The sequence below is a fragment of the Mycolicibacterium wolinskyi str. Jessa 2025 genome (assembly GCF_049241375.1).
GTDB lineage: Bacteria > Actinomycetota > Actinomycetes > Mycobacteriales > Mycobacteriaceae > Mycobacterium > Mycobacterium wolinskyi.
Genome location: NZ_CP185960.1, coordinates 4,805,957 through 4,829,355 on the forward strand (window position 1 = coordinate 4,805,957; position 23,399 = coordinate 4,829,355).

Consider the following 23,399-nt stretch of genomic DNA (forward strand, 5'->3'; position numbering starts at 1 on the left):
CCCAAGAGACAGCTCGAATCAGGCGTCGGCGGCGGCCGACAACGCCGCTTCGACGTCGCCGAGCAAATCGTCGGTGTCCTCGATGCCCGCCGAGATGCGCGCGAACCCGGGCGGGACCGGGTCACCCCACCGGGCCCGCCGATCGACCGAGGTGTGGATGCCGCCGAAGCTGGTCGACGCGATCAGCAGTTCGCTGTGTTCGACGAGCGCGTGCACGGCGGCGGCGTCGGCGAGCTCGACGGCGACGAGTCCGCCGAACCGCTTCATCTGGGCCGCCGCCAACTCGTGCGCCGGATCGTCGGGCAGTCCGGGATACCGCACCGAGACCACCGCGGGGTGGCTGCGCAACATCACCGCGAGCGCCCGCGCATTCTGGCACTGCCGCTCGAACCGCAGCCCGGCGCTACCCAAGCTTCGCAACACCAGCCAAGCCTCGAACGCGCCGAGTATCGGCCCGGCCAACAGTCGGTCACGTTCTACCGCGGCCATCAGCTCCGGTTGACTGCCCGCGACGTAACCGGCGACCAGATCACTGTGTCCGGACAGGGATTTGGTGGCGCTAGCGACCACCAGGTCGGCCCCCAACGACAGCGGCTGCTGCCCGAGCGGAGTCGCAGTGGTGTTGTCGACCACCAGAGTCGCACCGCGCCGACGGCAGGTCATCGCCAGCCGGTGCAGGTCGACGACGTCGAGGCCGGGATTGGCAGGCGTTTCCGCCAGCACCACATCCGCGGCCGACGCGGCCTCACACATCTCGGCAGTGTGCGCCTCGATCACCGTAACACCTTGTGCCGCAAGATATTCCGCGGCATATCGACGAACCTGATAGTAGCCGTCGGCCGGGACCAACAGGGTCGAACCCGATCTGGTCAGGACCCGCAGCACCGAGGTGATCGCCGCCATCCCCGAGCCGAACGTGAGCGCTGCCGCGGCGCCCTCGAGCTCGGCGAGCGCGGTTTCGAGCTGGCGCCATGACGGATTGGAGGTCCGGCCGTAACTGTCGAGCTGCTCGGTTTCGTCGGGCGAGAGGTGGAAGGTGGACGCGGGTACCGGCATCGGCGCGACGGGTTTCCCCGGGACTGCCTCTACCCCAACGGCTTTGACGCTACGAGTGGAGTCGCCGTACGTGCCATCCATACCGTGTCCTCGCGTCCGGGGGTGAACCTACTCCGGTTTGGTGCTGCGGCCCAGCAGTAGCGCGACCGCGTCGTGAACCGATAAACCCTTGTGGCAGACCCGGTGTACGGCATCGGTCAACGGCATCTCGACCCCGTAGCTGGAGGCCAGCGCGAGCACCGACTCGCATGAGGCCACCCCTTCGGCCACATGCCCGCCGGCGGCGGCGAGCGCCGACTCCATGGTTCCGCCCTTGCCGAGCCGCTCGCCGAAGGTGCGGTTGCGCGAATGAGGCGACGTGCAGGTCGCGACGAGGTCACCGACCCCGGCCAGCCCGGCTAGCGTGGCGGGCGTCGCGCCCAAAGCGATGCCCAGCCGCATGATCTCGGCCAGACCGCGCGTGATGATGGCCGCGACGGTGTTCTCCCCGAGGCCGACACCGACGGCCATCCCGCAGGCCAGCGCGATGACGTTCTTGCACGCGCCGCCGATCTCGGCACCCACCACATCGGCATTGGTGTACGGACGGAAGTATCCGGTGGCCAACGCGCGCTGCAGGGTGACTGCCCGCCCGGAGTCGCTGCAGGCGACGACGGTCGCGGCGGGCTGCTCGTCGGCGATCTCACTGGCCAGGTTCGGCCCGGTCACCACGCCGACGCGAGCCGGATCCACTCCGGTGACCTGGACGATGACCTGACTCATGCGCATCAGCGTGCCGAGCTCAATTCCCTTGGCCAGGCTCACTAGGGTGACGTCGTCGCCGATCAAGTGCTTCCAGCCCTCGAGGTTGGCGCGCAGCTGTTGCGCCGGAACCGCGAGCAGCACTGTGCAGGCACCGTCCAGCGCCTCCGCGGGGTCACTCGTCGCCCGGATCGCGGACGGCAACTTCACGTCACCGAGGTATTCGGCGTTGCGATGCTCACTGTTGATCTCGTCGGCGACTTCGGGCCGCCGGGACCACATCGTCACCGGATTGCCCGCATCCGCCAAGACCTTGGCCAGCGCCGTTCCCCACGCGCCTGCCCCCATGACCGCAGCCTCCACCACGCGTTCACCCTAACCCTCACACCGCCGCGGGCGACGGCACCGGCGCGGCTGGCAGGATGGCACCATGAGCGGCACGAGAACAGCCAGCGCCGCAGCAGCCACATCGGGCGCTGACGTGGCGTTGATCATCGCGGTCAAACGGCTCGCCGCGGCCAAGACTCGGCTGGCACCCATATTTTCGGCACCGACCCGCGAGGCCGTCGTATTGGCCATGCTCGTCGACACCATCACCGCGGCGTCGAGCGTCGCACCGGTCACGGTGGTGACGCCCGATGACGTCGCCGCGGATGCCGCACGTCAACTGGGCGCCGGGGTGCTGACCGACCCGACTCCGCAGGGTCACCACGACCCGTTGAACAACGCGATCACGGCGGCCGAATCCGAGCTGCGGGCCAGCACACCGAACATCGTTGTCCTGCAAGGCGATCTTCCGGCTCTGCAGCCGCAGGAACTGGCGGAGGCACTCGCCTCGGCGCGCGGGTATGAGCGCAGTTTCGTCGGCGACCGGCACGGCACCGGCACCTCGGCGTTGTTCGCGTTCGGAGTTCCGCTGCAACCGCTGTTCGGCGCCGATTCGGCCGCGCACCACCGGCACTCCGGAGCAATCGAGTTGACCGGTGCGTGGCCGGGCCTGCGATGCGACATCGACACACCCGACGACCTGCAGACGGCACGGCGCCTCGGGGTCGGGGCCGCCACTTCGCAAGCGGTCGCCCGGCATCGCTAGCGGGTAGCCGCGGAGCGCGCACATAGGGAATGATCGGACAGGTGAGCGAAGCCACCCAAGCGGAGCCTGACACCCGCACCGACGAAACCCAACTGGGCGACGGTTCAGCGCGATCGCAGCAGGCGGTGGAAGCCGTCGCGACACCGGAGGCGCCCCCTGCGGCAACCTCACCGGCGGTGGACGACGCACTGCCGGAAGATCGCTACCTCAACCGCGAGCTCAGCTGGCTGGACTTCAACGCGCGCGTGCTCGCGTTGGCCGCCGACCCGTCGCTGCCCTTGCTCGAACGAGCCAAGTTCCTGGCGATCTTCGCCTCGAATCTCGACGAGTTCTACATGGTGCGTGTCGCCGGGTTGAAGCGGCGCGACGAGATGGGCCTGTCGGTCCGGTCGGCAGACGGACTGTCGCCGCGCGAACAGTTGCGCCGAATCAGCGAACGCACGCAGCAGATTGCGAGCCGTCATGCCGGGGTGTTCACCAACGCGGTACGCCCGGCGCTGGCCGAACAGGGCATCTTCATCGTCACCTGGGCCGAACTCGACGAGTCCGAACGCGAAAAACTCTCGCGGTACTTCCACGAACAGGTGTTCCCGGTCCTGACACCGCTCGCGGTCGACCCGGCTCACCCGTTCCCCTTCGTCAGCGGCCTGAGTCTCAATCTGGCGATCACCGTCAAACATCCCGACGACGGCGGGCAGCACTTCGCGAGAATCAAGGTGCCCGACAACGTCGACCGGTTCGTCGAGCTGGGTTCGCCGGACGGTTCCGCGGTGGCACGGTTCCTGCCGATGGAGGAACTCATCGCGGCGTTCCTGCCGGTGCTGTTCCCCGGTCTGGAAGTTGTGGAACACCATGCCTTCCGGATCACCCGCAACGCCGACTTCGAGGTCGAGGAGGACCGGGACGAGGACCTGCTGCAGGCCCTCGAACGCGAATTGGCCCGCAGGCGATTCGGCTCGCCGGTCCGGTTGGAAGTCTCCGACGACATGACCGAGAGCATGCTCGAGCTGCTGCTGCGTGAACTCGACGTGGCCCCAGGCGATGTCATCGAGGTGCCCGGGCTGCTCGACCTGTCCGCGCTGTGGCAGATCTACAGCGTGGATCGGCCCGACCTCAAGGACCGGCCGTTCGTCCCGGCCACCCCACCGGCATTCGGCGAACGCGAAACCCCGAAGAGCATCTTTTCGACGCTGCGCGACGGGGACGTGCTCGTGCACCATCCCTACGATTCGTTCTCAACCACCGTGCAGCGCTTCATCGAACAGGCCGCCGCCGATCCCAACGTGCTCGCGATCAAGCAGACGCTGTACCGCACCTCCGGTGACTCACCGATCGTGAACGCGCTGATCGACGCCGCCGAGGCAGGCAAGCAGGTCGTCGCGCTCGTCGAGATCAAAGCCCGATTCGACGAACAGGCCAACATCAAATGGGCACGCACACTGGAACAGGCCGGCGTGCATGTGGTCTACGGGTTGATCGGTCTCAAGACGCACTGCAAGACGTGTCTGGTGGTGCGGCGCGAGGGCTCGACCATCCGGCGTTACTGCCACATCGGAACCGGAAACTACAACCCGAAAACCGCACGCCTCTATGAGGATGTGGGCCTGCTCACGGCCGACCCGGACATCGGCGCCGATCTCACCGACCTGTTCAACTCCTTGACGGGATACTCCCGCAAGGATTCCTACCGCAATCTGCTAGTAGCACCGCGCGGTGTGCGCAAGGGCATCATCGAGCGCATCGACCGCGAGATCGCGGCCCAGCGTGACGGTGCCCAAACCGGAATCCGGTTGAAGGCCAACGCGCTCGTCGACGAACAGGTGATCGACGCGTTGTACCGGGCCTCTCAGGCCGGGATCCCGGTCGAGGTCGTGGTCAGGGGCATCTGCGCGTTACGCCCCGGCGTGCCGGGATATTCCGACAACATCACCGTGCGGTCGATCCTCGGCCGCTTCCTGGAGCACTCACGGATTATTCACTTCCGCGCCATCGACGAGTTCTGGATTGGCAGCGCCGACATGATGCATCGTAATCTGGACCGACGTGTCGAGGTCATGGCTCAGGTCAAGGACCCGAGGCTGACCGCACAGCTCAACGATGTGTTCGAGTCCGCGATGGATCCGGCCACCCGGTGTTGGGAACTGCGCCACGACAGCCACTGGACGGCACTGCCGCAAGAAGGCCAGACGGTCAGAGACCACCAGGTGTCACTGATGGAACGGCACCGGCATCCCTGAACTGGCGGGCCGGTGGCGGATGCCGGCGATTGACCTGCAGGAGTAGAGGTGTCGAACGACAGCACAGCAGCCGCCAAGGCGATGCAGAAAACGGTACCCGCGGCGGGCGCGGTGCTGTGGCGCCGAAGCGGTGAGCCGGTCGGTGACGAACCGGCGCCGATCGAAGTGGCGGTCATCCACCGCCCCCGGTACGACGATTGGTCACTGCCCAAAGGCAAGCTGGAATCCGGCGAGACCGAACCGCTCACCGCCCTGCGCGAGGTCGCCGAGGAGACGGGGTATACCGCCCAACTCGGTCGCCGCCTCGGTGCAGTGACCTACCCGATCCAGCAGGGCACCAAACGGGTTTGGTACTGGGCGGCCAAGGCCACCGGTGGTGATTTCACCCCCAATGGTGAAGTAGACAAACTTGTCTGGCTTCCGATCGACGCCGCGATGGAGCAGCTGCAATATCCCTACGATCGAAAAGTATTGCAGCGCTTCATATCTCATCCACCGGAAACGAGGACCGTGATGATCGTCCGGCATGGCACCGCGGGCAGCAAGGCCGGCTACAAGGGCGACGACCGCAAACGCCCGCTGGACAAGCACGGCCGGGCGCAGGCCGAGTCTCTGGTCGACCAACTGTTGGCATTCGGTGCCACAACGCTGTACGCCGCCGATCGGGTGCGCTGCCACCAGACCGTCGAGCCGTTGGCTCAAGAACTCGGCGTCGAGGTCCACAACGAACCGCTGCTGACCGAGGAAGCGTATTCCTCCGATCGGGAAGCTGCCCGCGGCCGCGTGCTCGACATCGCCGCCCGCGCCGGTACCCCGGTGATCTGCACGCAGGGCAAGGTGATTCCAGACCTCATCGCGTGGTGGTGCGAGCGCGCGAACGTGCGCCCGGAAACCAGCGGTAACCGCAAGGGCAGCACCTGGGTGCTGTCATTGTCCGGTGGCGAGCTCGTGGCCGCCGACTACATGTGCAGCGCCCTGCCGAAACAGAAATAGCCCCACACGCAAAGACACGCCGTGGGCTTGTGGGCCCACGGCGTGCCTGAGGGGAATCTACTTGCGGCCCTTCTTGGCCGGGGCCTTCTTGGCAGCAGCCTTCTTGGCGGGGGCCTTCGTGGCAGCCTTCTTGGCCGGAGCCTTGGTAGCAGCCTTCTTGGCGGGGGCCTTCGTGGCAGCCTTCTTGGCGGGGGCCTTCGTGGCAGCCTTCTTGGCCGGAGCCTTCGTGGCAGCCTTCTTGGCCGGAGCCTTCGTGGCAGCCTTCTTGGCCGGAGCCTTGGTAGCAGCCTTCTTGGCCGGAGCCTTCGTGGCAGCCTTCTTGGCCGGAGCCTTGGCAGCAGTCTTCTTGGCGGCAGTCCGCTTGGCGGGGCCCGCGGTCACACCGCGCTTGACCGCCGGGCCTTCTGCCGGGAGACGCTGTGCGCCAGAGACAACGGCTTTGAACTGTGCGCCGGGCCGGAAGGCCGGCACCGAGGTGGGCTTGACCTTCACGGTCTCGCCGGTACGCGGGTTACGCGCGACCCGGGCAGCGCGACGGCGCTGCTCGAAAACACCGAAACCGGTAATCGTCACGCTGTCGCCCTTATGCACCGCGCGCACGATGGTGTCGACAACGTTCTCCACCGCGGCGGTAGCCTGCCGACGATCGGTGCCCAGTTTGGTTGTGAGTACGTCGATGAGCTCCGCTTTGTTCATTCAAAACCTCCGAAACCAGTGGTCCACCTTGGACCGACTAGAGGACACGGTAAACCCTCTGACCACTGATTTCCAAGAGCCACGCGCAATTTCAGGCGTAGCTGGCGAACTTTCCGGCAATCTGGTTGCCCCACTTGGACTCCTGCCAGGGGGGTTCAGAACCGGTTCGGAAGGCGGCGAATTGGGGTCGCCGAGGGCCCCGAATCAGGCCGGCAGGGTGCGCGGCTTCCACCCCGGCCTGCGCTGCTCATAGGCCTCGATCTGATCGAGTTTCCGCAGCGTAAGGCCTATATCGTCGAGTCCCTCGAGCAGCCGCCATGCCGTGTAATCGTCAATCCTGAACGGCACCACGACCGTTCCTGCGGACACATTTCGATCTTGAAGATTCACAGTGATTTCCAGGCCTGGATTCTGCTCGATGAGCTTCCAGAGCAGCTCGACATCATCTTGGGCGACTTCTGCCGCCAATAGCCCCGCTTTGCCCGCGTTGCCCCGAAAAATGTCGGCGAAGCGGGAGGAGATAACCACCCGGAAGCCGTAGTCCATGAGCGCCCAGACGGCATGTTCGCGCGACGATCCGGTGCCGAAATCGGGCCCGGCGACCAACACGGAGCCCTTGTCGAATGGCGGCAGGTTCAATATGAACGACGGGTCATTCCGCCACGCGGCGAAAAGTCCGTCCTCGAAACCCGTTCGGGTCACCCGCTTCAGATAGACCGCCGGAATGATCTGGTCGGTGTCGACATTGGACCGCCGCAGCGGGACGCCGATGCCGGTGTGAGTGTTGAATGCTTCCATTTTTCGGGCTCCTCTAGCGGGTTGCGGCAGGCAGATCGGCTGGCGACGCCAGCTTTCCGCGCACGGCGGTGGCGGCTGCGACGGCCGGTGACACCAGGTGGGTACGGCCGCCCTTGCCCTGGCGGCCCTCGAAATTTCGGTTGGACGTCGAGGCGCAACGCTGCCCCGGCGACAGCTGATCGGGGTTCATGCCCAGGCACATCGAGCAGCCGGCCTGGCGCCACTCGGCTCCGGCATCGATGAATATCCGGTCGAGGCCTTCCGATTCGGCCTGCGCACGGACGCGCATCGAACCCGGCACCACGAGCATCCGCACGCCGTCGGCGACCGTGCGGCCCTTCAGCACATCGGCCACCACGCGCAGATCCTCGATGCGGCCATTGGTGCATGAGCCCACGAACACGGTGTCCACGGCGATGTCCCGCATGGCGGTACCGGGGCGAAGATCCATGTAGGTCAAAGCCTTTTCGGCGGCCTGCCGCGCGGCGTCGTCGCCCATGAGTTCGGGATCGGGAATCGAGGCCGACAGCGGAACACCCTGACCTGGATTCGTGCCCCACGTCACAAACGGGGCGAGTTCGGCGGCGTCGAGGTAGATCTCGGTGTCGAACTCGGCCCCCTCGTCGGTGCGCAGCTGACTCCACGCTTCGACTGCCGCGTCCCAGTCGGCGCCCTTCGGGGCGTGCGGACGGCCCTTGAGGAATTCGAATGTGGTCTCGTCGGGGGCGACCATGCCGGCGCGCGCGCCCGCTTCGATGCTCATGTTGCAGACCGTCATCCGGCCCTCCATCGACAGCGCTTCGATCGCGCTGCCCCGGTATTCGATGACATGGCCCTGTCCGCCACCGGTTCCGATCTTCGCGATGACGGCGAGAATGATGTCCTTGGCGCTGACCCCGGGCGGCAGCACGCCGTCGACGTTGACCGCCATGGTCTTGAAAGGCTTGAGCGGCAGCGTCTGAGTCGCCATCACATGCTCGACCTCCGATGTGCCGATACCCATCGCGATGGAGCCGAACGCACCGTGCGTCGAGGTGTGACTGTCACCGCACACGATCGTCATGCCGGGCTGGGTCAGGCCGAGCTGCGGCCCGATGATGTGCACGATGCCCTGTTCGGTATCGCCCATCGGGTGCAGCCGGATGCCGAATTCTTCGCAGTTGCGCCGCAATGTCTCGACCTGCGTGCGCGACACCGGATCGGCGATCGGCTTGTCGATGTCGACCGTGGGCACGTTGTGGTCTTCGGTGGCGATCGTCAGATCGGGCCGCCGCACCGGCCGGCCCGCCAAGCGCAGTCCGTCGAACGCCTGCGGGCTGGTGACCTCGTGTACGAGATGCAGATCGATGTAGATCAGGTCGGGCTCTTTCGAGGCGCCCTCACCCTCGCCGAGGGCCACGACGTGGTCGTCCCAGACCTTTTCGGCCAGGGTGCGCGGTTTCGCAGATGTCTTTGTCGATTGATCCATCGCCAGTACTCGATTCGGTTCAGTGCGCTGCGGGCTGCAGTAAGGGGCTGGGAGATCCTGTTGCCGTCTCACCTGCCATCTCAGCATTCGAGACGTTAGTATCTCTCTGTGAGAAATGATAGCGGCATCGGCGTGCTCGACAAAGCGGTGGGTGTGCTCCACACCGTGGCCGAGTCACCTTGCGGTCTGGCCGAACTCTGCGAGCGGACCGGGCTTCCCCGGGCGACCGCGCACCGCTTGGCCGCCGGCCTTGAAACCCACCGGCTACTGGCACGCGACGGCGACGGCCGCTGGCGGCTCGGCCCGGCATTGACCGAATTGGCCGCCCACGTCAACGATCCGCTGCTGGCGGCAGGGGCCGCGGTACTCCCCCGGCTGCGCGAGATCACCGGCGAGAGCGTGCAGTTGTACCGGCGTGAGGGCCTGTCGCGAGTGTGTGTCGTGGCACTGGAACCGCCGGCCGGACTCCGCGACACCGTGCCCGTCGGAACTCAGCTGCCGATGACCGCGGGCTCGGGCGCCAAGGTTCTGCTCGCATACGCCGACGCGGCCACGCAGCAGGCCGTGCTGCCCACCGCCAAGTTCACCGACCGCACACTGGCCGAAGTCCGCAAGCGCGGATGGGCGCAGAGTGCCGCCGAGCGTGAGCCCGGTGTGGCGAGCGTCTCGGCGCCGGTACGCGACAGCCGCGGCGCGGTGATCGCCGCGGTGTCCGTATCGGGCCCCATAGACCGCATGGGCCGTCGACCGGGGGCACGCTGGGCCGCGGATCTGCTCGCCGCGGCCGACGCCCTCACGCGCCGGCTGTGAGGCGCGTCGCGCGCCTGCTCCCCCGCCTCCGCCGTCGCGCGCCTTTGTCACGCCAGAGTGACGCTCGACGCCCAGAGCCACGCCAGCGTGACAATGGCGGGCGAGCACACGTCACCGCACGCGCCGACGACGCCGGTTGTCACGCCAGAGTGACGTTCGACACCCACAGCCACGCCAGCGTGACAATCGCGGGCTGAGCCCGCAGAAGACACCCCGAAACGACAAAACACCCAGTTCGATTGAACTGGGTGTTTCGCGCTGTACCCCCGATGGGATTCGAACCCACGCTACCGCCGTGAGAGGGCGGCGTCCTAGGCCGCTAGACGACGGGGGCTAGAACTTCCGGAGGAAAAGCATAGCTCAGGTGATCAGCCTGACCTAATCGCTCCGCTGTGCTCGAACGCTCTTCGGAAGAGCGCTCATCGCAGCTGGGGTACCAGGACTCGAACCTAGAATGGCTGAACCAGAATCAGCTGTGTTGCCAATTACACCATACCCCATTGGCTGCCCATCACCGCAGGTCACGGGCATTTTTCGGTCCGAATCGCGTACCGGGGGCTTCCCCGCTCCGCTTTCCGGGCCGACGAGCAGACTACCAAAGATTTGCACCTACTTTTTACACGCGGTCCCTCGCGGCGCGCAGCCGCGCCAAACTACGGTCGGCGCCGAGCAGTTCCATCGACTCGAACAGCGGCGGGCTGACGGTCGCTCCGGTGACCGCGACGCGGATCGGGCCGAACGCCTTACGCGGCTTGAGCTCCAGCCCGTCCAGCAGAGCCGTCTTGAGCGCGGCCTCGATGTTGGCCGTCGTCCACTCCCCGACCGGCTCCAACGCGCTGAGCGCCGCGTCGAGCACCGGTGCAGATTCGGGCTTGAGCTCCTTGGCCGCCGACTTCTCATCGATCTCGTAGGCGTCGTCGTTGAAGAACTTCAGCAGGCCCCAGGCGTCGCCCAGCACCACGATGCGCGTCTGCACGAGCGCGGCGGCTTCGGCGAACCCGGCGTCGTCGAGCCCGGTGTCGTATCCATGTGTGACGAAGTACTCACGCAGCCGCGCGGTGAAATCCTCTGGGGTGAGCAACCGGATGTGCTCGGCGTTGATGGCGTCGGCCTTCTTCTGATCGAAACGGGCCGGGTTCGAGTTGACGTTCACGACGTCGAACGCGGCCACCATCTCGTCGAGGCTGAACACGTCGTGATCGTCGGCGATGCCCCAGCCGAGCAGGGCCAGATAGTTCAGCAGACCCTCCGGGAGGAACCCGCGATCGCGATGCAAGAACAGGTTCGACTGCGGGTCGCGCTTGGACAGCTTCTTGTTGCCCTCGCCGAGAACACTTGGCAGATGCGCGAATTCGGGCACCCGCTCGGCCACACCGATACGCATGAGCGCCCGGTACAGCGCGATCTGGCGTGGGGTCGACGGCATGATGTCCTCGCCGCGGAGCACATGTGTGATTTTCATCATCGCGTCGTCGACCGGGTTGACCAAGGTGTACAACGGATCACCGCTCGCGCGGGTGATCGCGAAATCCGGGACGGACCCCGCGGGGAACGTCGTCGGGCCACGCACCAGGTCGTTCCACGACAAGTCCTCGTCGGGCATGCGCAGGCGCAGCACCGGCTTACGGCCCTCATCGGCGAAAACCTTGCGCTGCTCATCGGTCAGGGTGCGATCGAAATTGTCATAGCCCAGTTTGGGGTTGCGACCCGCCGCGTGGTGACGGGCCTCGACCTCCTCGGGCGTCGAATACGCCTCGTACACCTCGCCGGCTTCGAGCAGGCGCGCGATCACGTCGCGATAGATCTCACTGCGCTGCGACTGCCGGTACGGCTCATAGGGACCGCCGACCTCCGGACCCTCGTCCCAGTCCAGACCCAGCCAGCGCAGCGCGTCGAGGATCGCGGCGTAGCTCTCGTCGCTGTCCCGCGCGGCGTCGGTGTCCTCGATGCGGAAGACGAAAGTCCCTCCGGTGTGGCGGGCGTAGGCCCAGTTGAACAGCGCGGTGCGCACGAGGCCGACGTGCGGGGTGCCGGTGGGTGACGGGCAGAACCGCACGCGGACGGTGTCGTTACTCATTACTTTCCTTTACGCACAACGGGATTCGTCAGAGTCCCGATGCCTTCGACGGTGATGCTGACGGTGTCACCGTGCTCGATGGGGCCGACGCCTTCTGGGGTGCCGGTCAGGATGAGATCGCCCGGCAGCAGTGTCATGACGGCCGAAGCCCACTCCACGATCGCGCCGATGTCGTGAATCATCAACGAGGTCCGGCTGCGCTGACGGACTTCGCCGTTCACCTCGGTGCGCAGCTCGAGGTCCGACGGGTCGAGGTCGGTGACGATCCACGGCCCGACCGGGCAGAAGGTGTCGTGGCCCTTGGCCCGCATCCACTGACCGTCCTTCTGCTGCTGATCGCGCGCCGAAACATCGTTGGCGATGGTGTAGCCGAGGATGTTCTCGGCCGCGCGTGCGGCGGGCACGTCCTTGCAAGGCCTGCCGATGACGGCGGCCAGCTCGCCTTCGTGGTGGACGGGGAACGCGTCGGCCGGCAGTTGGATCGGCACGTTCGGCCCGATGATCGCGGTGTTGGGCTTGAGGAAGATCACTGGATCTTCCGGCGCCACACCGCCCATCTCCTCGGCATGCGCGGCGTAGTTCTTGCCCATGCAGATCACCTTGCTGGCCAGAATCGGCGCGAGCAGCCGCACGTCGGCCAGCGGCCAGGTGCGCCCGGTGAAGTTCGGATTACCGAACGGATGCTCGGCGATCTCTTTGCAGACGGCATCTGCCCCGTCGCCTTCGATGCTGACGAACGCGACGCCGTCGGGACTGGCGATTCGACCTAAGCGCATTTTTGTCAGCGTAGTGCTCAAGGTGTGGCGCTCGGTCGAGACGCCCTGCGTCAGCTCCCGTCGAACATCGCGCGCAGGAACGGCGTGGAGTCCGGCAGCGAGGCGAGCACAGTCCCGGAGTGATCTTCGTCCGGGTAGATCTTGAGTGTGACGTCTTGTCCGTTGGCCCGGAGCTGATCGTTGAGCTGCATCGACATGTTCGGTGGGACATCGTGGTCGAGCAGGCCGACGCCGAGGAAGATCGGGCGGTCATAGCCACTGGTCGGGGTACCGAGGTAGGCGTCGAGCGCATCCGATATGCCGGGCAGGGTGCTCAGCGGGGCGCGGAAGAACCCGGTCGGGGTCATGCCGGCAAGCGCCGCGTCGAGTTCGGACTTGCACAGCGTCTCGGCCTTATCGACCGCGGCCACCCCGGCGGGGGTCAGCACGCTGTTGACGTCGATGTCGGGGCGGGCCTCGCGAAAGCCCGCGAGGATGTAGCCGGTGTAGCTGTTGGCTGCCGGTCCGAGATTCGGCGGCAGCGCCATGTCCGGGCCGGCCTGCTTGACGATGCTCTCGACGTTGAACGGCGTGCCGGTCGCCACGACACCGCGATAGTCCAGTCCGCTCCCGCGGCTGAATTCGGTGGCCCAGCGCGCGCTGTTGACGGCGGCACCGCCGCCCTGAGACTGGCCGACGAGCGCCCACTTCGGCGACAACGGCAGGTCCATGTGGTGCATGGCGATCACCGAATCGACGACGCTGTGCGCGGTCGCGACGCTGTTGAGGTAGCTCATCAAACCCGGCGTGCCAAGGCCCGCGTAGTCCGAGCCCACGACCGCGTAACCCTGATCGAGCCAGTGCGTCAGATACTCGCTGTCGCGTTCACTGCGCGGCTGCGCCGACGGTGCACAGTCATCACCGAGCCCCACGGTGCCGTGCGCCCACGCGATCACGGGCCAGCCGCCGTCGGGCGCCTCGCCGTGCGGCAGGAACACCGCCGCGGTGCTGACAGCGGGTGAGTCATGTTGGTCGATCGTCGAATACAGGATCCGATACGCGGCCCCCGCACCCGGCAGCGACAGCGCCGGATCCAGCGGCACCGACTCGATGAGCGTGCCAGGAGCGGGAATCGGGCCGTCGAAATGGCGCGCGTCCAAACCGGACCAGTTCGGTGCCGCCGCGGCCGCCGTCGGCACCGGACCGGCAATGAACGCGAGGAGCACCAGAGCAATCACCGTCAACCATTTCACGAGCCCAGGCTAGGCGACCGCGAGCACCGGTCTGTTCGAGGCATGTTCGGACACCAGATCATTCGGTGCCACGATCGCGAAACACCGGAAACCCGAACGACTCCCGTGATGCGGAACACACCGAGCATCCATCTCGAATGTTGAGAAACTGATTCAGCATATTGAGATCCATGTGGCACGATCCAGATATGTCCGTCTCATCGATCAGCACCATTCGCCGCTGGTCGATGCTCGGCATCGCACTGACCGCGACCACCTGCGCCAATGTCTTCATCAACGGCGCGGCATTCCTCATTCCCACGCTGCACACCGAGCGCGGTCTGGATTTGGCCAAGGCCGGTCTGCTGTCGGCGATGCCGAGCTTCGGCCTGGTCATCACGCTCATCGCGTGGGGATACCTCGTGGACCGGGTCGGCGAACGCATCGTGCTGACGGTGGGTTCGGCACTGACCGCCGCGGCCGCCTTCGCAGCGGCCTCCGCAGAGTCACTGGTGGCCGTCGGCGTGTTCCTGCTGCTGGGTGGGATGGCCGCGGCGAGCAGCAATTCGGCCAGCGGCCGTGTGGTCGTCGGCTGGTTCCCGCCCGAACAGCGTGGCCTGGCAATGGGTATCCGGCAGACCGCCACCCCGCTGGGCGTGGGCCTCGGCGCGCTGGTCATCCCTCGGGTCGCCGAGAGTCACGGTGCGTCGACCGCACTGCTGTTCCCCGCCGTCGTCTGCGTGCTGTCCGCCGTGGTGTGCGCCATCGGCGTGCTCGACCCACCGCGACCGCCTCGCCACGAGGCACCCCGCGAACATCTGGCCAATCCGTACCGCGGCTCAAGTGTGTTGTGGCGCATCCATGCCGTGTCGGTGCTGCTGGTGATTCCGCAGGGCATGGTGTGGACCTTCACCCTGGTGTGGCTCATGAGCGACCGCGGCTGGTCGGCCTCGTCGGCGGGTGCCCTGGTGACGGTGGCCCAGCTGTTGGGCGCCGCCGGACGGATCGCGGCCGGACGATGGTCGGACGTGGTGGGTCAGCGGTTGCGGCCCATCCGCACGATCGCCCTCGGGGCGGCGGCGACGATGGCGCTGCTGGCTTTCACCGACTGGCTGGACTCCCCGATCAGTATCGCGCTGATCGTCATCGCCTCGGTGATCACGGTCTCCGACAACGGTTTGGCGTTCACGGCGATCGCCGAGATCGCCGGGCCGTTCTGGAGCGGCCGCGCGTTGGGGACGCAGAACACGACGCAACATCTGGCCACCGCGAGTTCCTCACCGCTCTTCGGCGCGCTCATCGGCGTGGCCGGATATCCGGCGGCCTTCGCGGTGTGCGCGTTGTTGCCGTTGTTGGCGGTTCCCCTGGTTCCCCCCGACGAAGGTCTGCGCGACGAACGCTGAACGCGAACCGCTCAACTCCCGCGCGGGCGCAGCAGCAGCGCAGCCGTCAGGAAGCACAGCGCACCGAGGAACGTGCCGAAGTTGGCGAGCCGTTCGTCCACGGTGACCCCGGTCTTCCGGACGAACGCCGCCAGGGCGGACACGCCGAACGCCACACAGCCGGCCAGGTTGATCCAGGCGGCTTGCCAGTCAACGGATTTCGGCGCCCACATGCCGACGGCGAAGATCGCCAGCACACCGCTGACGAGGAAGGCCGACGACCCGGTGGCGTCCGGCGCCCACACGAAACGACGTTCGGCGAGCACCGCATGCACCCACACCGAGGTGCCGGTGCTGACGTTGAACATCAGCGTGCCCACGAATTGTGTGAGCGCCGACCACCATTCGGTACCGCGCGTCCGATCTGCGAGTGCCAGTTGCATCCACGCGGCAGTCGTGAAAAACCATGAGCCGACGAAACACAACACGTTCGTCGCACCGGCGCCGGCCAGCGCCGGAAAGCCCGGCGCAGTGGCGACCGCGAAGAACGACGAACCGATGACGAACAGCCAGCACTGCCGGGTGAGCGTCGCGAACTGGTCAGTCACGCCCCGACCTCGCTGAGCAGTCGACTAGCACCGGATCGACTCTGCGTTGAGGACGCAAAACAACGAGAGACCAACGCCCTCAACGCAGGATCAACAAAGTCAGAGCAGCGCCCGGATCCGCTCGCCGACCTCGCTGGTGGACAACTTCTCGTCACCGCGCGTGGCCAGGTGCTCGCCGACCGCCTTGTCGACCCGGGCCGCCGCGTCGGTTTCGCCGACATGGGCCAGCAGCAGCGCAACGCTCATCACCGCGGCGGTGGGATCGGCGATCCCCTGCCCCGCGATGTCGGGCGCACTGCCGTGCACGGGCTCGAACATCGACGGATTGGTGCGCGTCGCATCGATGTTGCCGCTGGCGGCCAGACCGATGCCACCGCACACGGCCGCGGCCAGGTCGGTGATGATGTCGCCGAACAGGTTGTCGGTGACGATCACGTCGAACCGGCCCGGGTCGGTGACCATGTGGATGGTCGCCGCGTCGATGTGCTGATAGGCGACCTCGACGTCGGGGAACTCCGCGCCCACCTCGGACACCACGCGCGACCACAGGCTGCCGGCGAACGCCAGCACATTGGTCTTGTGCACCAATGTCAGGTGCTTGCGGCGGTTCTGGGCCCGGGCGAACGCGTCGCGGACGACGCGCTCGACACCGAACGCGGTGTTGACGCTGACTTCGGTCGCCACTTCGTGCGGGGTGCCGACGCGCAGCGCACCACCGTTACCGGTGTACGGCCCCTCGGTGCCCTCGCGCACCACCACGAAATCGATGGGCGGATTGCCGACGAGCGGACCCGTGACACCCGGATAGAGGCGGCCCGGCCGCAGGTTCACGTGATGGTCGAGCGCGAACCTCAGCTTGAGCAGCAGTCCGCGCTCCAGCACACCGCTCGGCACCGAGGGATCACCGATCGCACCGAGCAGGATCGCGTCGTGGCCACGCAGTTCCTCGATGGTGTTGTCGGTCAACAGTTCACCGGTCGCGTGGTAGCGGCGGGCACCCAGGTCGTATTCGGTCTTCTCGACCCCGGGCAGCACCGTGTCGAGCACCTTGACGGCCTCGTCGATGACTTCCGGTCCGATGCCGTCGCCGGCGATGACAGCGAGTCTCATGACAGGTCAACCACTTCCAGCGTGCTCGCGCCGACCGCGGTGGCGATCGCGGCACGCACATCCTCGGGAACATCGGTATCCAGGCGCAGCATCACGGTCGCGCTGTCGCCGGTCGCGTCCTGGCTCATCTGCGCGGCCAGGATGTTGACCTCGGCACCACCGAGCAGCGTGCCGATCTTGCCGAGCGCACCCGGCTTGTCGCTGTAGTTGACGATCAGGTTGTAGCCCTCGGCGCGCAGGTCGAAGTTGCGGCCGTTGATCTGCACGATCTTCTCGACCAGCTGCGGACCGGACAACGTACCCGCGACATTGATCGACGAACCGTCGGCGTGCACCGCGCGCACGTCGACCACGCTGCGGTGGTTGGGGCTCTCGGTCGCGGTGCTGATCTCGGCGGCCACCCCACGGTCGGCGGCCAGCGCCGGGGCGTTGACGAACGTGACCTGCTCGTCGACCACGGCAGAGAACAGGCCGCGCAGTGCCGACAACCGCAGGATCTCGACATCTTCGGACGCGAGCTCGCCGCGCACCTGCACCGACAGTGACACCGGAGGCGCATCCGACAGCGCGCCGACCAGCAGGCCCAGCTTGCGGACCAGATCCAGCCACGGCGCGACTTCCTCGCCGACGACGCCGCCGCCCACGTTGACCGCGTCGGGCACGAACTCACCTGCGAGCGCGAGCTTCACACTCGCCGCGACGTCGGTGCCGGCCCGGTCCTGGGCTTCGGCGGTCGATGCGCCGAGATGTGGGGTGACCACGACCTGCGGCAGCTCGAACAGCGGGCTGTCGGTGCACGGTTCGGTGGCGAACACGTCGAGTCCGGCGCCGCGGACATGGCCGCTGGTGATCGCGTCGGCCAGCGCCTGCTCGTCGATCAGGCCGCCGCGTGCGGCATTGACGATGATCACGCCCGGCTTGGTCTTGGCCAGCGCCTCTTTGCCGATCAGGCCGGCGGTCTCCTTGGTCTTGGGCAAGTGCACCGAGATGAAGTCGGCGCGCCCGAGCAGCTCGTCGAGCGTGAGCAATTCAATTCCGAGTTGTGCGGCACGCGCCTGCGACACGTAGGGGTCGTAGGCGACGATGTGCGCGCCGAAGGCCGCGAGCCGCTGCGCGACGAGCTGACCGATCCGGCCGAGGCCCACGACGCCGACGGTCTTGCCGAAGATCTCGGTGCCCGAGAACGACGATCGCTTCCAGGTGTGTTCGCGCAGCGTCGCGTCGGCGGCCGGAATCTGGCGGGCCGCCGACAGCAGCAGCGCGAGCGCGTGTTCGGCTGCGCTGTGGATGTTGGAGGTCGGGGCGTTGACCACCAGCACACCGCGGGCGGTGGCGGCGTCGACGTCGACGTTGTCCAGACCCACACCCGCGCGGGCGACGATCTTGAGCTTGGGCGCCGCGGCGATGACCTCGGCGTCCACCGTGGTGGCCGACCGCACCAGCAATGCGTCGGCCTCGGGAACGGCGGCGAGCAGCTTCTCGCGGTCCGGACCGTCGACCCATCTGACCTCTACCTGGTCACCGAGGGCGGCAACGGTCGATTCCGCGAGCTTGTCGGCAATCAGTACAACGGGAAGACTCACGCGGTCAGCCTAGTGTGTGCGGATTTGCACCGGGACGCCCGCTACCGGAGATCCGTCACACCCGCCGCGCATGCGTTCTACTTGAGTTGTGGACGTCACAGTGGTCGGCAGCGGTCCCAACGGGTTGACGGCGGCGGTCATCTGCGCTCGGTCCGGATTGTCCGTGCGGGTCATCGAAGCCCAGTCGACACCGGGCGGCGGCGCCCGCACCCTCCCCGACCCCGAGTTTCCCGGGGTCAGCCATGACATCTGCTCGGCGGTGCACCCGCTGGCGTTGGCGTCGCCGTTCTTCGCGGCATACGACCTGACCGCACGCGGGGTGCGGCTGTCGGTTCCGGAGATCTCCTACGCCAGCCCGCTGCCCGGCCGCCCCGCGGTCATCGGCTACCGCGACATCGACCGCACGTGCGAAGAACTCGAGGATGGGGACTCGTGGCGGCGCCTGCTCGGCCCGCTCGCCGACGATTGCGACGGCGTGGTCGGGCTTTTGCTCGGCGACAAACGGTCGGTCCCGCCCTCACTCCCGGCGGCGCTGCGGGTCGCGCCCCGCCTCCTGGTCCAGGGCACCCCGTTGTGGCGGTCACTGAAAGGCGAAGACGCCCGCGCGTTGTTCAGTGGTGTTGCCGCGCATACGATCTCGCGGATGCCGTCGTTGGTCTCCTCGGGGGCCGGGCTCATGCTCGCCACCCTGGGCCACGCGGTCGGCTGGCCGATCCCGGTCGGCGGGTCACAGGCGATACCGGACGCGCTGATCGCCGACCTCAAGGCGCACGGCGGCGAACTCGTGCTCGAGCAGGAGGTCACCGAACCGCCGCCGGGCGTGGTCATCTACGACACCGCGCCGACGGCGTTGCTGTCGATCTATGGCGATCGGATGCCGGATCGCTACGCGAAGTCGTTGCGGCGCTACACTTACGGGCCGGGCGTCGCCAAGGTCGATTTCGTGCTCTCCGGCGAAATCCCTTGGGAAGACCCGCGTCTGGCGCACGCTCCGACGCTGCATCTGGGCGGCAGCCGCGCACAGATGGCGCTGGCCGAGTCCGAGATCGCCGCGGGTCGCCACGCCGAATGGCCGATGGTGCTTGCCGCGCTCCCCCATACCGCCGACCCGGGGCGCATCGATTCGCAGGGCCGGCGGCCACTGTGGACCTACGTCCACGTACCCAACGGCTCGACGGCGGACATGGCCGAGACGGTGACGACGATCTTCGAGCGGTTCGCCCCGGGCTTTCGTGACGTCGTGGTCGCGGTACGCAGCGTGCCCGCGTCGAACATGACCGAACACAACGCGAACCTCGTGGGCGGCGATATCGGAGTCGGTGGCAACAACATGATCAGTGCGCTGACCGAGCCGGCACTGCGGGTCAACCCGTGGTCCACGTCGATTCCCAAGGCGTATCTGTGTTCGTCGGCCACGCCTCCCGGCGGCGGGGTGCACGGCATGTCGGGCTTCTATGCCGCCCGTACGGTCTTGAAACGCGAATTCGGGATCGGAAATCTGCCGCATCTGGCGGCCGTGACCTGACCGGAAAAGTGGGTATAGCACCCGTGTGAGCGAAGGATTCCGGAAAGGCGACAAGGTGTCGTGGCAAAGCCATGGCGCCGCTGCGCCCGGCACGGTGGTCGAGAAGATCACGACCGATACCAAGACGGCCGGTCGTCAGGTCCGGGCGAGTGCGGACGAGCCGCAGTACCGGGTGCGCAGCGACAAAACCGGCCGCGACGCGGTGCACAAACCCGACGCACTCAAGCGGCACCCGTCATGACCGCGCAGGAAGATGACCACATCAGACCGTCCGGCGTGGACGACGCGACCGTCGAGGCCGTTGGTGTGGTGTCGGAGGCACTCGAACACGTCGAACGCGCGCGCGGACATCTGTACTCGTTTCACCAAGTGATGGGCCATGCGGACCTGCTGCTCGGCGAAGCGTGCGACAAGTTGCGCGAAGCCGGACACGGCGAGATCGCCGACCGGTTGACCGAAGATCTCGTCGGCCGCAACGTGATCAACGGCCGTTGGACCTTTCAGGTGGTCGAGGAGTTCGACGACGGGTACTGGTCGCGGTTCCGCGCGCATGAGACGCGGGTTCGCGACGATCTGATGGACGGCAAACGCCATGTGTACGAGGCGGAGATGAAGGAGCGGCGACGGTCTCAGGGCCGCGACGGGCACGAGGCAACACCGTAGCGCTCGATCGGGCCGTATTCGACGGTTCGACTTTGCGCAGGCGGGGTACATCGTCTGCGTGATGAGCACCGACCTGACGGCGTCGGCCGTCGCCAGCTGCGCCGACCGGGTCGCGTGATGCGCACCGTCGGGGGATCCACCGAGAAGGTGGTGGTCGTCGGCGCCGGGCTGGCCGGCCTTTCGGCCGCAATGCACCTGGCGGGCCGGGGCCGCATCGTGACGGTCGTCGAGCGCGGCACGCACCCCGGCGGTCGCGTGGGCCGATGCGACGTCAACGGATACCGGATCGACACCGGGCCGACCGTGCTCACCATGCCCGACATTCTCGACGCGGCTTTCGACGCCGTCGGCGAATCCCTGTCGTCGAGAATGGAACTGCGTCCGGTCGAGCCGGCGTACCGCGCGGCGTTCGCCGACGGCAGCCGCATCGACGTGCACAGTAGCCCGGACGCGATGGCGGCCGAGATCGAGAGGTTGACCGACCGCCGCCAGGCCGACGGCTACCTGGAACTGCGCCGGTGGCTGTCCCGGCTCTATCAGGTCGAATTCGACGGGTTCATCAACGCGAACTTCGACTCGCCGCTGTCGCTCGTCACACCGCAACTAGCCCGGGTGATCGCCCTCGGCGGGTTCCGGCGCTGGGACACCGTGGTCAACAGATTCATCACCGACGAACGCCTCAAGCGTCTGTTCACCTTCCAGGCGCTTTATGTCGGGGTTCCGCCGCAGCGCGCGCTGGCGGTATACGCGATCATCGCCTACATGGACACCGTCTCCGGCGTCCACTTTCCCACCGGCGGAGTCCGCGCACTGCCCAACGCGATGGCGGCGGCCGCCGCGGACGCCGGGGTCCAATTCCACTACGGCGCAACGGTATCGAACCTCGAACGGTCCGGTGACCGGGTGCGTGCGGTCGTCACGGACACCGGTGAACGGTTCGATGCCGATGCGGTGGTGCTGACCACCGAACTGCCCGACACCTACCGCCTGCTGGGCCGTACCCCGCGGCGGCCGATGCGATTGCGCCCTGCCCCGTCGGCGGTCGTCGCCCATGTAGGTTGCCGCGCGGTGACCGAGCAACAGGCCGGACACCACAACATCTTGTTCGGAGCCGCGTGGCAGCAGACGTTCACCGACATCATCGACGACGGCCGGGTGATGAGCGATCCCTCGCTGCTGGTGACTCGCCCCACCGCAAGCGATCCCACCCTGGCACCGAGCGGGCGGGACTTGCTCTACGTCCTGGCACCCGCCCCGAACACCGCCGTGGGCGCGATCGATTGGGCCGCGACGCGTGCCGACTACGTGCAGCACATGCTCGATACGGTCCGCGAACGGCTGCCCGGCGTCGGCGACGACCACGAGCTGCTGCACGTCGTCGACCCCGCGGACTGGGAACGGCAAGGGATGGCGGCCGGGACGCCGTTCGCGCTCGCACACACCTTCAGTCAGACCGGCCCGTTCCGACCCGCCAACACCGTGCGCGGCATCGACAACGTGGTGTTGGCCGGATCGTCGACGATTCCCGGCGTAGGGGTGCCCACCGCCGTCATCTCCGGACGGCTGGCGGCCGACCGGGTGACCGGCATTCCATTGTTGGACAAGCGAACTCGGGCGGTGGTGACGTGATCTCATCAGAACTGAACGCGGCGGGCGTGCGCGACCCCGAGTTGCGGGAAGCCTATGGACGTTGCCGGGCGATCAACGCCCAACACGGCCGTACCTTCTTCCTGGCGACCCGACTGCTGGCGCCCGATCAGCGACCCGCCGTGCACGCGTTGTACGGCTTCGCCAGGCATGCCGATGACATCCTCGACGACTTCGACGGCGCGAGCACCGCGGATCGTGCGCGCAGGCTCGACGATCTCGGGACCGACCTGTTCCAACGTCTCGTCAAAAATGAGTGCTCGGGCGACGATCCAACCCTGACCGCCGTGGTGCACGCAGCACGACGCTACGGGATCGACTGGCAGCTGTTCGATGACTTCCTGCGGTCCATGCGCATGGACCTGACGGTGACCGACTACGCCGACCGCGCCGCGCTGAACCGGTACATGTACGGATCGGCGGAGGTGATCGGTCTGCAGATGCTGCCGGTGCTCGGCACTGTGGGCCCCCGTGAGGAGGCCGCGCCGTACGCCGCCGGTCTCGGAAAGGCGTTCCAGCTCACCAACTTCCTGCGTGACATCGATGAGGACCTCGAACTCGGCCGGGTCTATCTTCCCGCCGATGAACTGTCGGCTTACAACGTCGATCGCGACGTGCTCGAGTGGTGTCACACCAATCGCCGCACCGATCAGCGGGTCCGGCGCGCGCTCGTCGAGCAACACGCGATCACCCGTCGGGTGTACGCGTACGCCCAACGCGGCATCGGCATGCTCGAGCCACGGTCGCGGCCCTGCATCACTGCCGCGCTGACCCTCTACTCCGAAATACTCGACCGCATCGAGGCCATCGAGTTCGCGGTCTTCAGTCAGCGCGCCACCGTCGGAACCGGGCGCCGCCTCGCCGTTGCCACGAGCGGTCTGGCCGGCGCGTGGCGGGCGCGCCTGTTCGATCGGAGGCCGTGACA

At 67.0% G+C, this 23,399-nt stretch carries 21 protein-coding genes and 2 tRNA genes; 10 read left to right on the forward strand and 13 right to left on the reverse strand.

Annotation, left to right across the window (positions count from 1 at the left end):
• Positions 1-18: 18 nt before the first annotated feature.
• Positions 19-1,137, reverse strand: a complete 1,119-nt coding sequence (locus ACOI2T_RS23795; protein ID WP_409505438.1) for a cystathionine gamma-lyase — start codon at positions 1,135-1,137, stop codon at positions 19-21.
• Between the two features lie 27 nt (positions 1,138-1,164).
• Entirely contained in the window at positions 1,165-2,145 is a 981-nt protein-coding gene (locus ACOI2T_RS23800; RefSeq protein ID WP_458127393.1) for an NAD(P)H-dependent glycerol-3-phosphate dehydrogenase, read from the reverse strand.
• Between the two features lie 82 nt (positions 2,146-2,227).
• Between ACOI2T_RS23800 and cofC the strand changes: the two genes are divergently transcribed.
• The 3 genes from cofC to mutT1 are packed head-to-tail and all read left to right on the forward strand — an operon-like array spanning position 2,228 to position 6,120.
• A complete protein-coding gene (gene cofC / locus ACOI2T_RS23805; protein ID WP_409505440.1) occupies positions 2,228-2,890 on the forward strand; it encodes a 2-phospho-L-lactate guanylyltransferase in 663 nt (220 codons plus the stop codon).
• Between the two features lie 29 nt (positions 2,891-2,919).
• Positions 2,920-5,127, forward strand: coding sequence for an RNA degradosome polyphosphate kinase (locus tag ACOI2T_RS23810; RefSeq protein WP_409505441.1), 2,208 nt, complete (start codon positions 2,920-2,922; stop codon positions 5,125-5,127).
• A gap of 48 nt (positions 5,128-5,175) precedes the next feature.
• Complete coding sequence (gene mutT1 / locus ACOI2T_RS23815; protein ID WP_409505442.1) at positions 5,176-6,120, forward strand: 8-oxo-(d)GTP phosphatase MutT1; 945 nt, start codon at positions 5,176-5,178, stop codon at positions 6,118-6,120.
• Between the two features lie 57 nt (positions 6,121-6,177).
• Here mutT1 and ACOI2T_RS23820 read toward each other — a convergent pair whose 3' ends face one another.
• The 3 genes from ACOI2T_RS23820 to leuC all read right to left on the reverse strand — a co-directional run bounded on the left by ACOI2T_RS23820 (position 6,178) and on the right by leuC (position 9,082).
• Positions 6,178-6,816, reverse strand: coding sequence for an HU family DNA-binding protein (locus ACOI2T_RS23820; protein WP_067854095.1), 639 nt, complete (start codon positions 6,814-6,816; stop codon positions 6,178-6,180).
• Positions 6,817-7,020: 204 nt separating this feature from the next.
• Positions 7,021-7,614, reverse strand: a complete 594-nt coding sequence (gene leuD / locus ACOI2T_RS23825) for a 3-isopropylmalate dehydratase small subunit (protein WP_067854092.1) — start codon at positions 7,612-7,614, stop codon at positions 7,021-7,023.
• 13 nt (positions 7,615-7,627) lie between these two features.
• Complete coding sequence (gene leuC, locus ACOI2T_RS23830) at positions 7,628-9,082, reverse strand: 3-isopropylmalate dehydratase large subunit (RefSeq protein ID WP_409505443.1); 1,455 nt, start codon at positions 9,080-9,082, stop codon at positions 7,628-7,630.
• Between the two features lie 108 nt (positions 9,083-9,190).
• Between leuC and ACOI2T_RS23835 the strand changes: the two genes are divergently transcribed.
• Positions 9,191-9,892: an IclR family transcriptional regulator gene (locus ACOI2T_RS23835; RefSeq protein ID WP_067854085.1), complete on the forward strand. Its 702-nt coding sequence runs from the start codon at positions 9,191-9,193 to the stop codon at positions 9,890-9,892.
• A gap of 261 nt (positions 9,893-10,153) precedes the next feature.
• On the opposite strand, the gene ACOI2T_RS23840 is transcribed toward ACOI2T_RS23835, so the two are convergent.
• From ACOI2T_RS23840 to ACOI2T_RS23860, 5 genes are all read right to left on the reverse strand, one after another.
• Positions 10,154-10,226: transfer RNA gene (locus tag ACOI2T_RS23840), tRNA-Glu, on the reverse strand.
• Positions 10,227-10,320: 94 nt separating this feature from the next.
• Positions 10,321-10,392, reverse strand: a tRNA-Gln gene (locus tag ACOI2T_RS23845).
• 116 nt (positions 10,393-10,508) lie between these two features.
• Complete coding sequence (gene gltX / locus ACOI2T_RS23850; RefSeq protein WP_409505444.1) at positions 10,509-11,969, reverse strand: glutamate--tRNA ligase; 1,461 nt, start codon at positions 11,967-11,969, stop codon at positions 10,509-10,511.
• Complete coding sequence (locus ACOI2T_RS23855) at positions 11,969-12,745, reverse strand: fumarylacetoacetate hydrolase family protein (protein WP_067854079.1); 777 nt, start codon at positions 12,743-12,745, stop codon at positions 11,969-11,971. Before ACOI2T_RS23855 ends, gltX begins: the two co-directional genes overlap by 1 nt.
• Positions 12,746-12,795: 50 nt before the next feature.
• Positions 12,796-13,959, reverse strand: a complete 1,164-nt coding sequence (locus ACOI2T_RS23860) for an alpha/beta hydrolase family protein (RefSeq protein WP_421877384.1) — start codon at positions 13,957-13,959, stop codon at positions 12,796-12,798.
• 206 nt (positions 13,960-14,165) lie between these two features.
• Between ACOI2T_RS23860 and ACOI2T_RS23865 the strand changes: the two genes are divergently transcribed.
• Entirely contained in the window at positions 14,166-15,359 is a 1,194-nt protein-coding gene (locus ACOI2T_RS23865) for an MFS transporter (RefSeq protein WP_067854329.1), read from the forward strand.
• 11 nt (positions 15,360-15,370) lie between these two features.
• Here ACOI2T_RS23865 and ACOI2T_RS23870 read toward each other — a convergent pair whose 3' ends face one another.
• From ACOI2T_RS23870 to serA, 3 genes are all read right to left on the reverse strand, one after another.
• On the reverse strand, positions 15,371-15,946 hold the full coding sequence (locus tag ACOI2T_RS23870) for a hypothetical protein (protein ID WP_409505446.1): 576 nt from the start codon (positions 15,944-15,946) through the stop codon (positions 15,371-15,373).
• A gap of 99 nt (positions 15,947-16,045) precedes the next feature.
• On the reverse strand, positions 16,046-17,056 hold the full coding sequence (locus ACOI2T_RS23875; RefSeq protein WP_409505447.1) for a 3-isopropylmalate dehydrogenase: 1,011 nt from the start codon (positions 17,054-17,056) through the stop codon (positions 16,046-16,048).
• Positions 17,053-18,639 carry a phosphoglycerate dehydrogenase gene (gene serA, locus ACOI2T_RS23880; RefSeq protein WP_067854072.1) on the reverse strand — a complete coding sequence of 529 codons (1,587 nt, stop codon included), beginning with the start codon at positions 18,637-18,639 and terminating at the stop codon, positions 17,053-17,055. The genes ACOI2T_RS23875 and serA overlap by 4 nt, the downstream gene beginning before the upstream one ends.
• An 88-nt stretch (positions 18,640-18,727) precedes the next feature.
• Here serA and ACOI2T_RS23885 point away from each other — a divergent pair, with 88 nt between their 5' ends.
• From ACOI2T_RS23885 to ACOI2T_RS23905, 5 genes are all read left to right on the forward strand, one after another.
• Positions 18,728-20,164, forward strand: a complete 1,437-nt coding sequence (locus ACOI2T_RS23885) for a phytoene desaturase family protein (RefSeq protein ID WP_409505448.1) — start codon at positions 18,728-18,730, stop codon at positions 20,162-20,164.
• A gap of 25 nt (positions 20,165-20,189) precedes the next feature.
• Positions 20,190-20,405: a hypervirulence associated TUDOR domain-containing protein gene (locus ACOI2T_RS23890; protein WP_409505449.1), complete on the forward strand. Its 216-nt coding sequence runs from the start codon at positions 20,190-20,192 to the stop codon at positions 20,403-20,405.
• Positions 20,402-20,827, forward strand: coding sequence for a hypothetical protein (locus ACOI2T_RS23895; RefSeq protein WP_409505450.1), 426 nt, complete (start codon positions 20,402-20,404; stop codon positions 20,825-20,827). Before ACOI2T_RS23890 ends, ACOI2T_RS23895 begins: the two co-directional genes overlap by 4 nt.
• Before the next feature lie 117 nt (positions 20,828-20,944).
• Positions 20,945-22,456, forward strand: coding sequence for a phytoene desaturase family protein (gene crtI / locus ACOI2T_RS23900; RefSeq protein WP_409505451.1), 1,512 nt, complete (start codon positions 20,945-20,947; stop codon positions 22,454-22,456).
• Positions 22,453-23,397 (forward strand): phytoene/squalene synthase family protein, encoded by a 945-nt coding sequence (locus ACOI2T_RS23905; protein ID WP_409505452.1) that lies wholly within the window; start codon positions 22,453-22,455, stop codon positions 23,395-23,397. The genes crtI and ACOI2T_RS23905 overlap by 4 nt, the downstream gene beginning before the upstream one ends.
• Positions 23,398-23,399 lie beyond the last annotated feature (2 nt).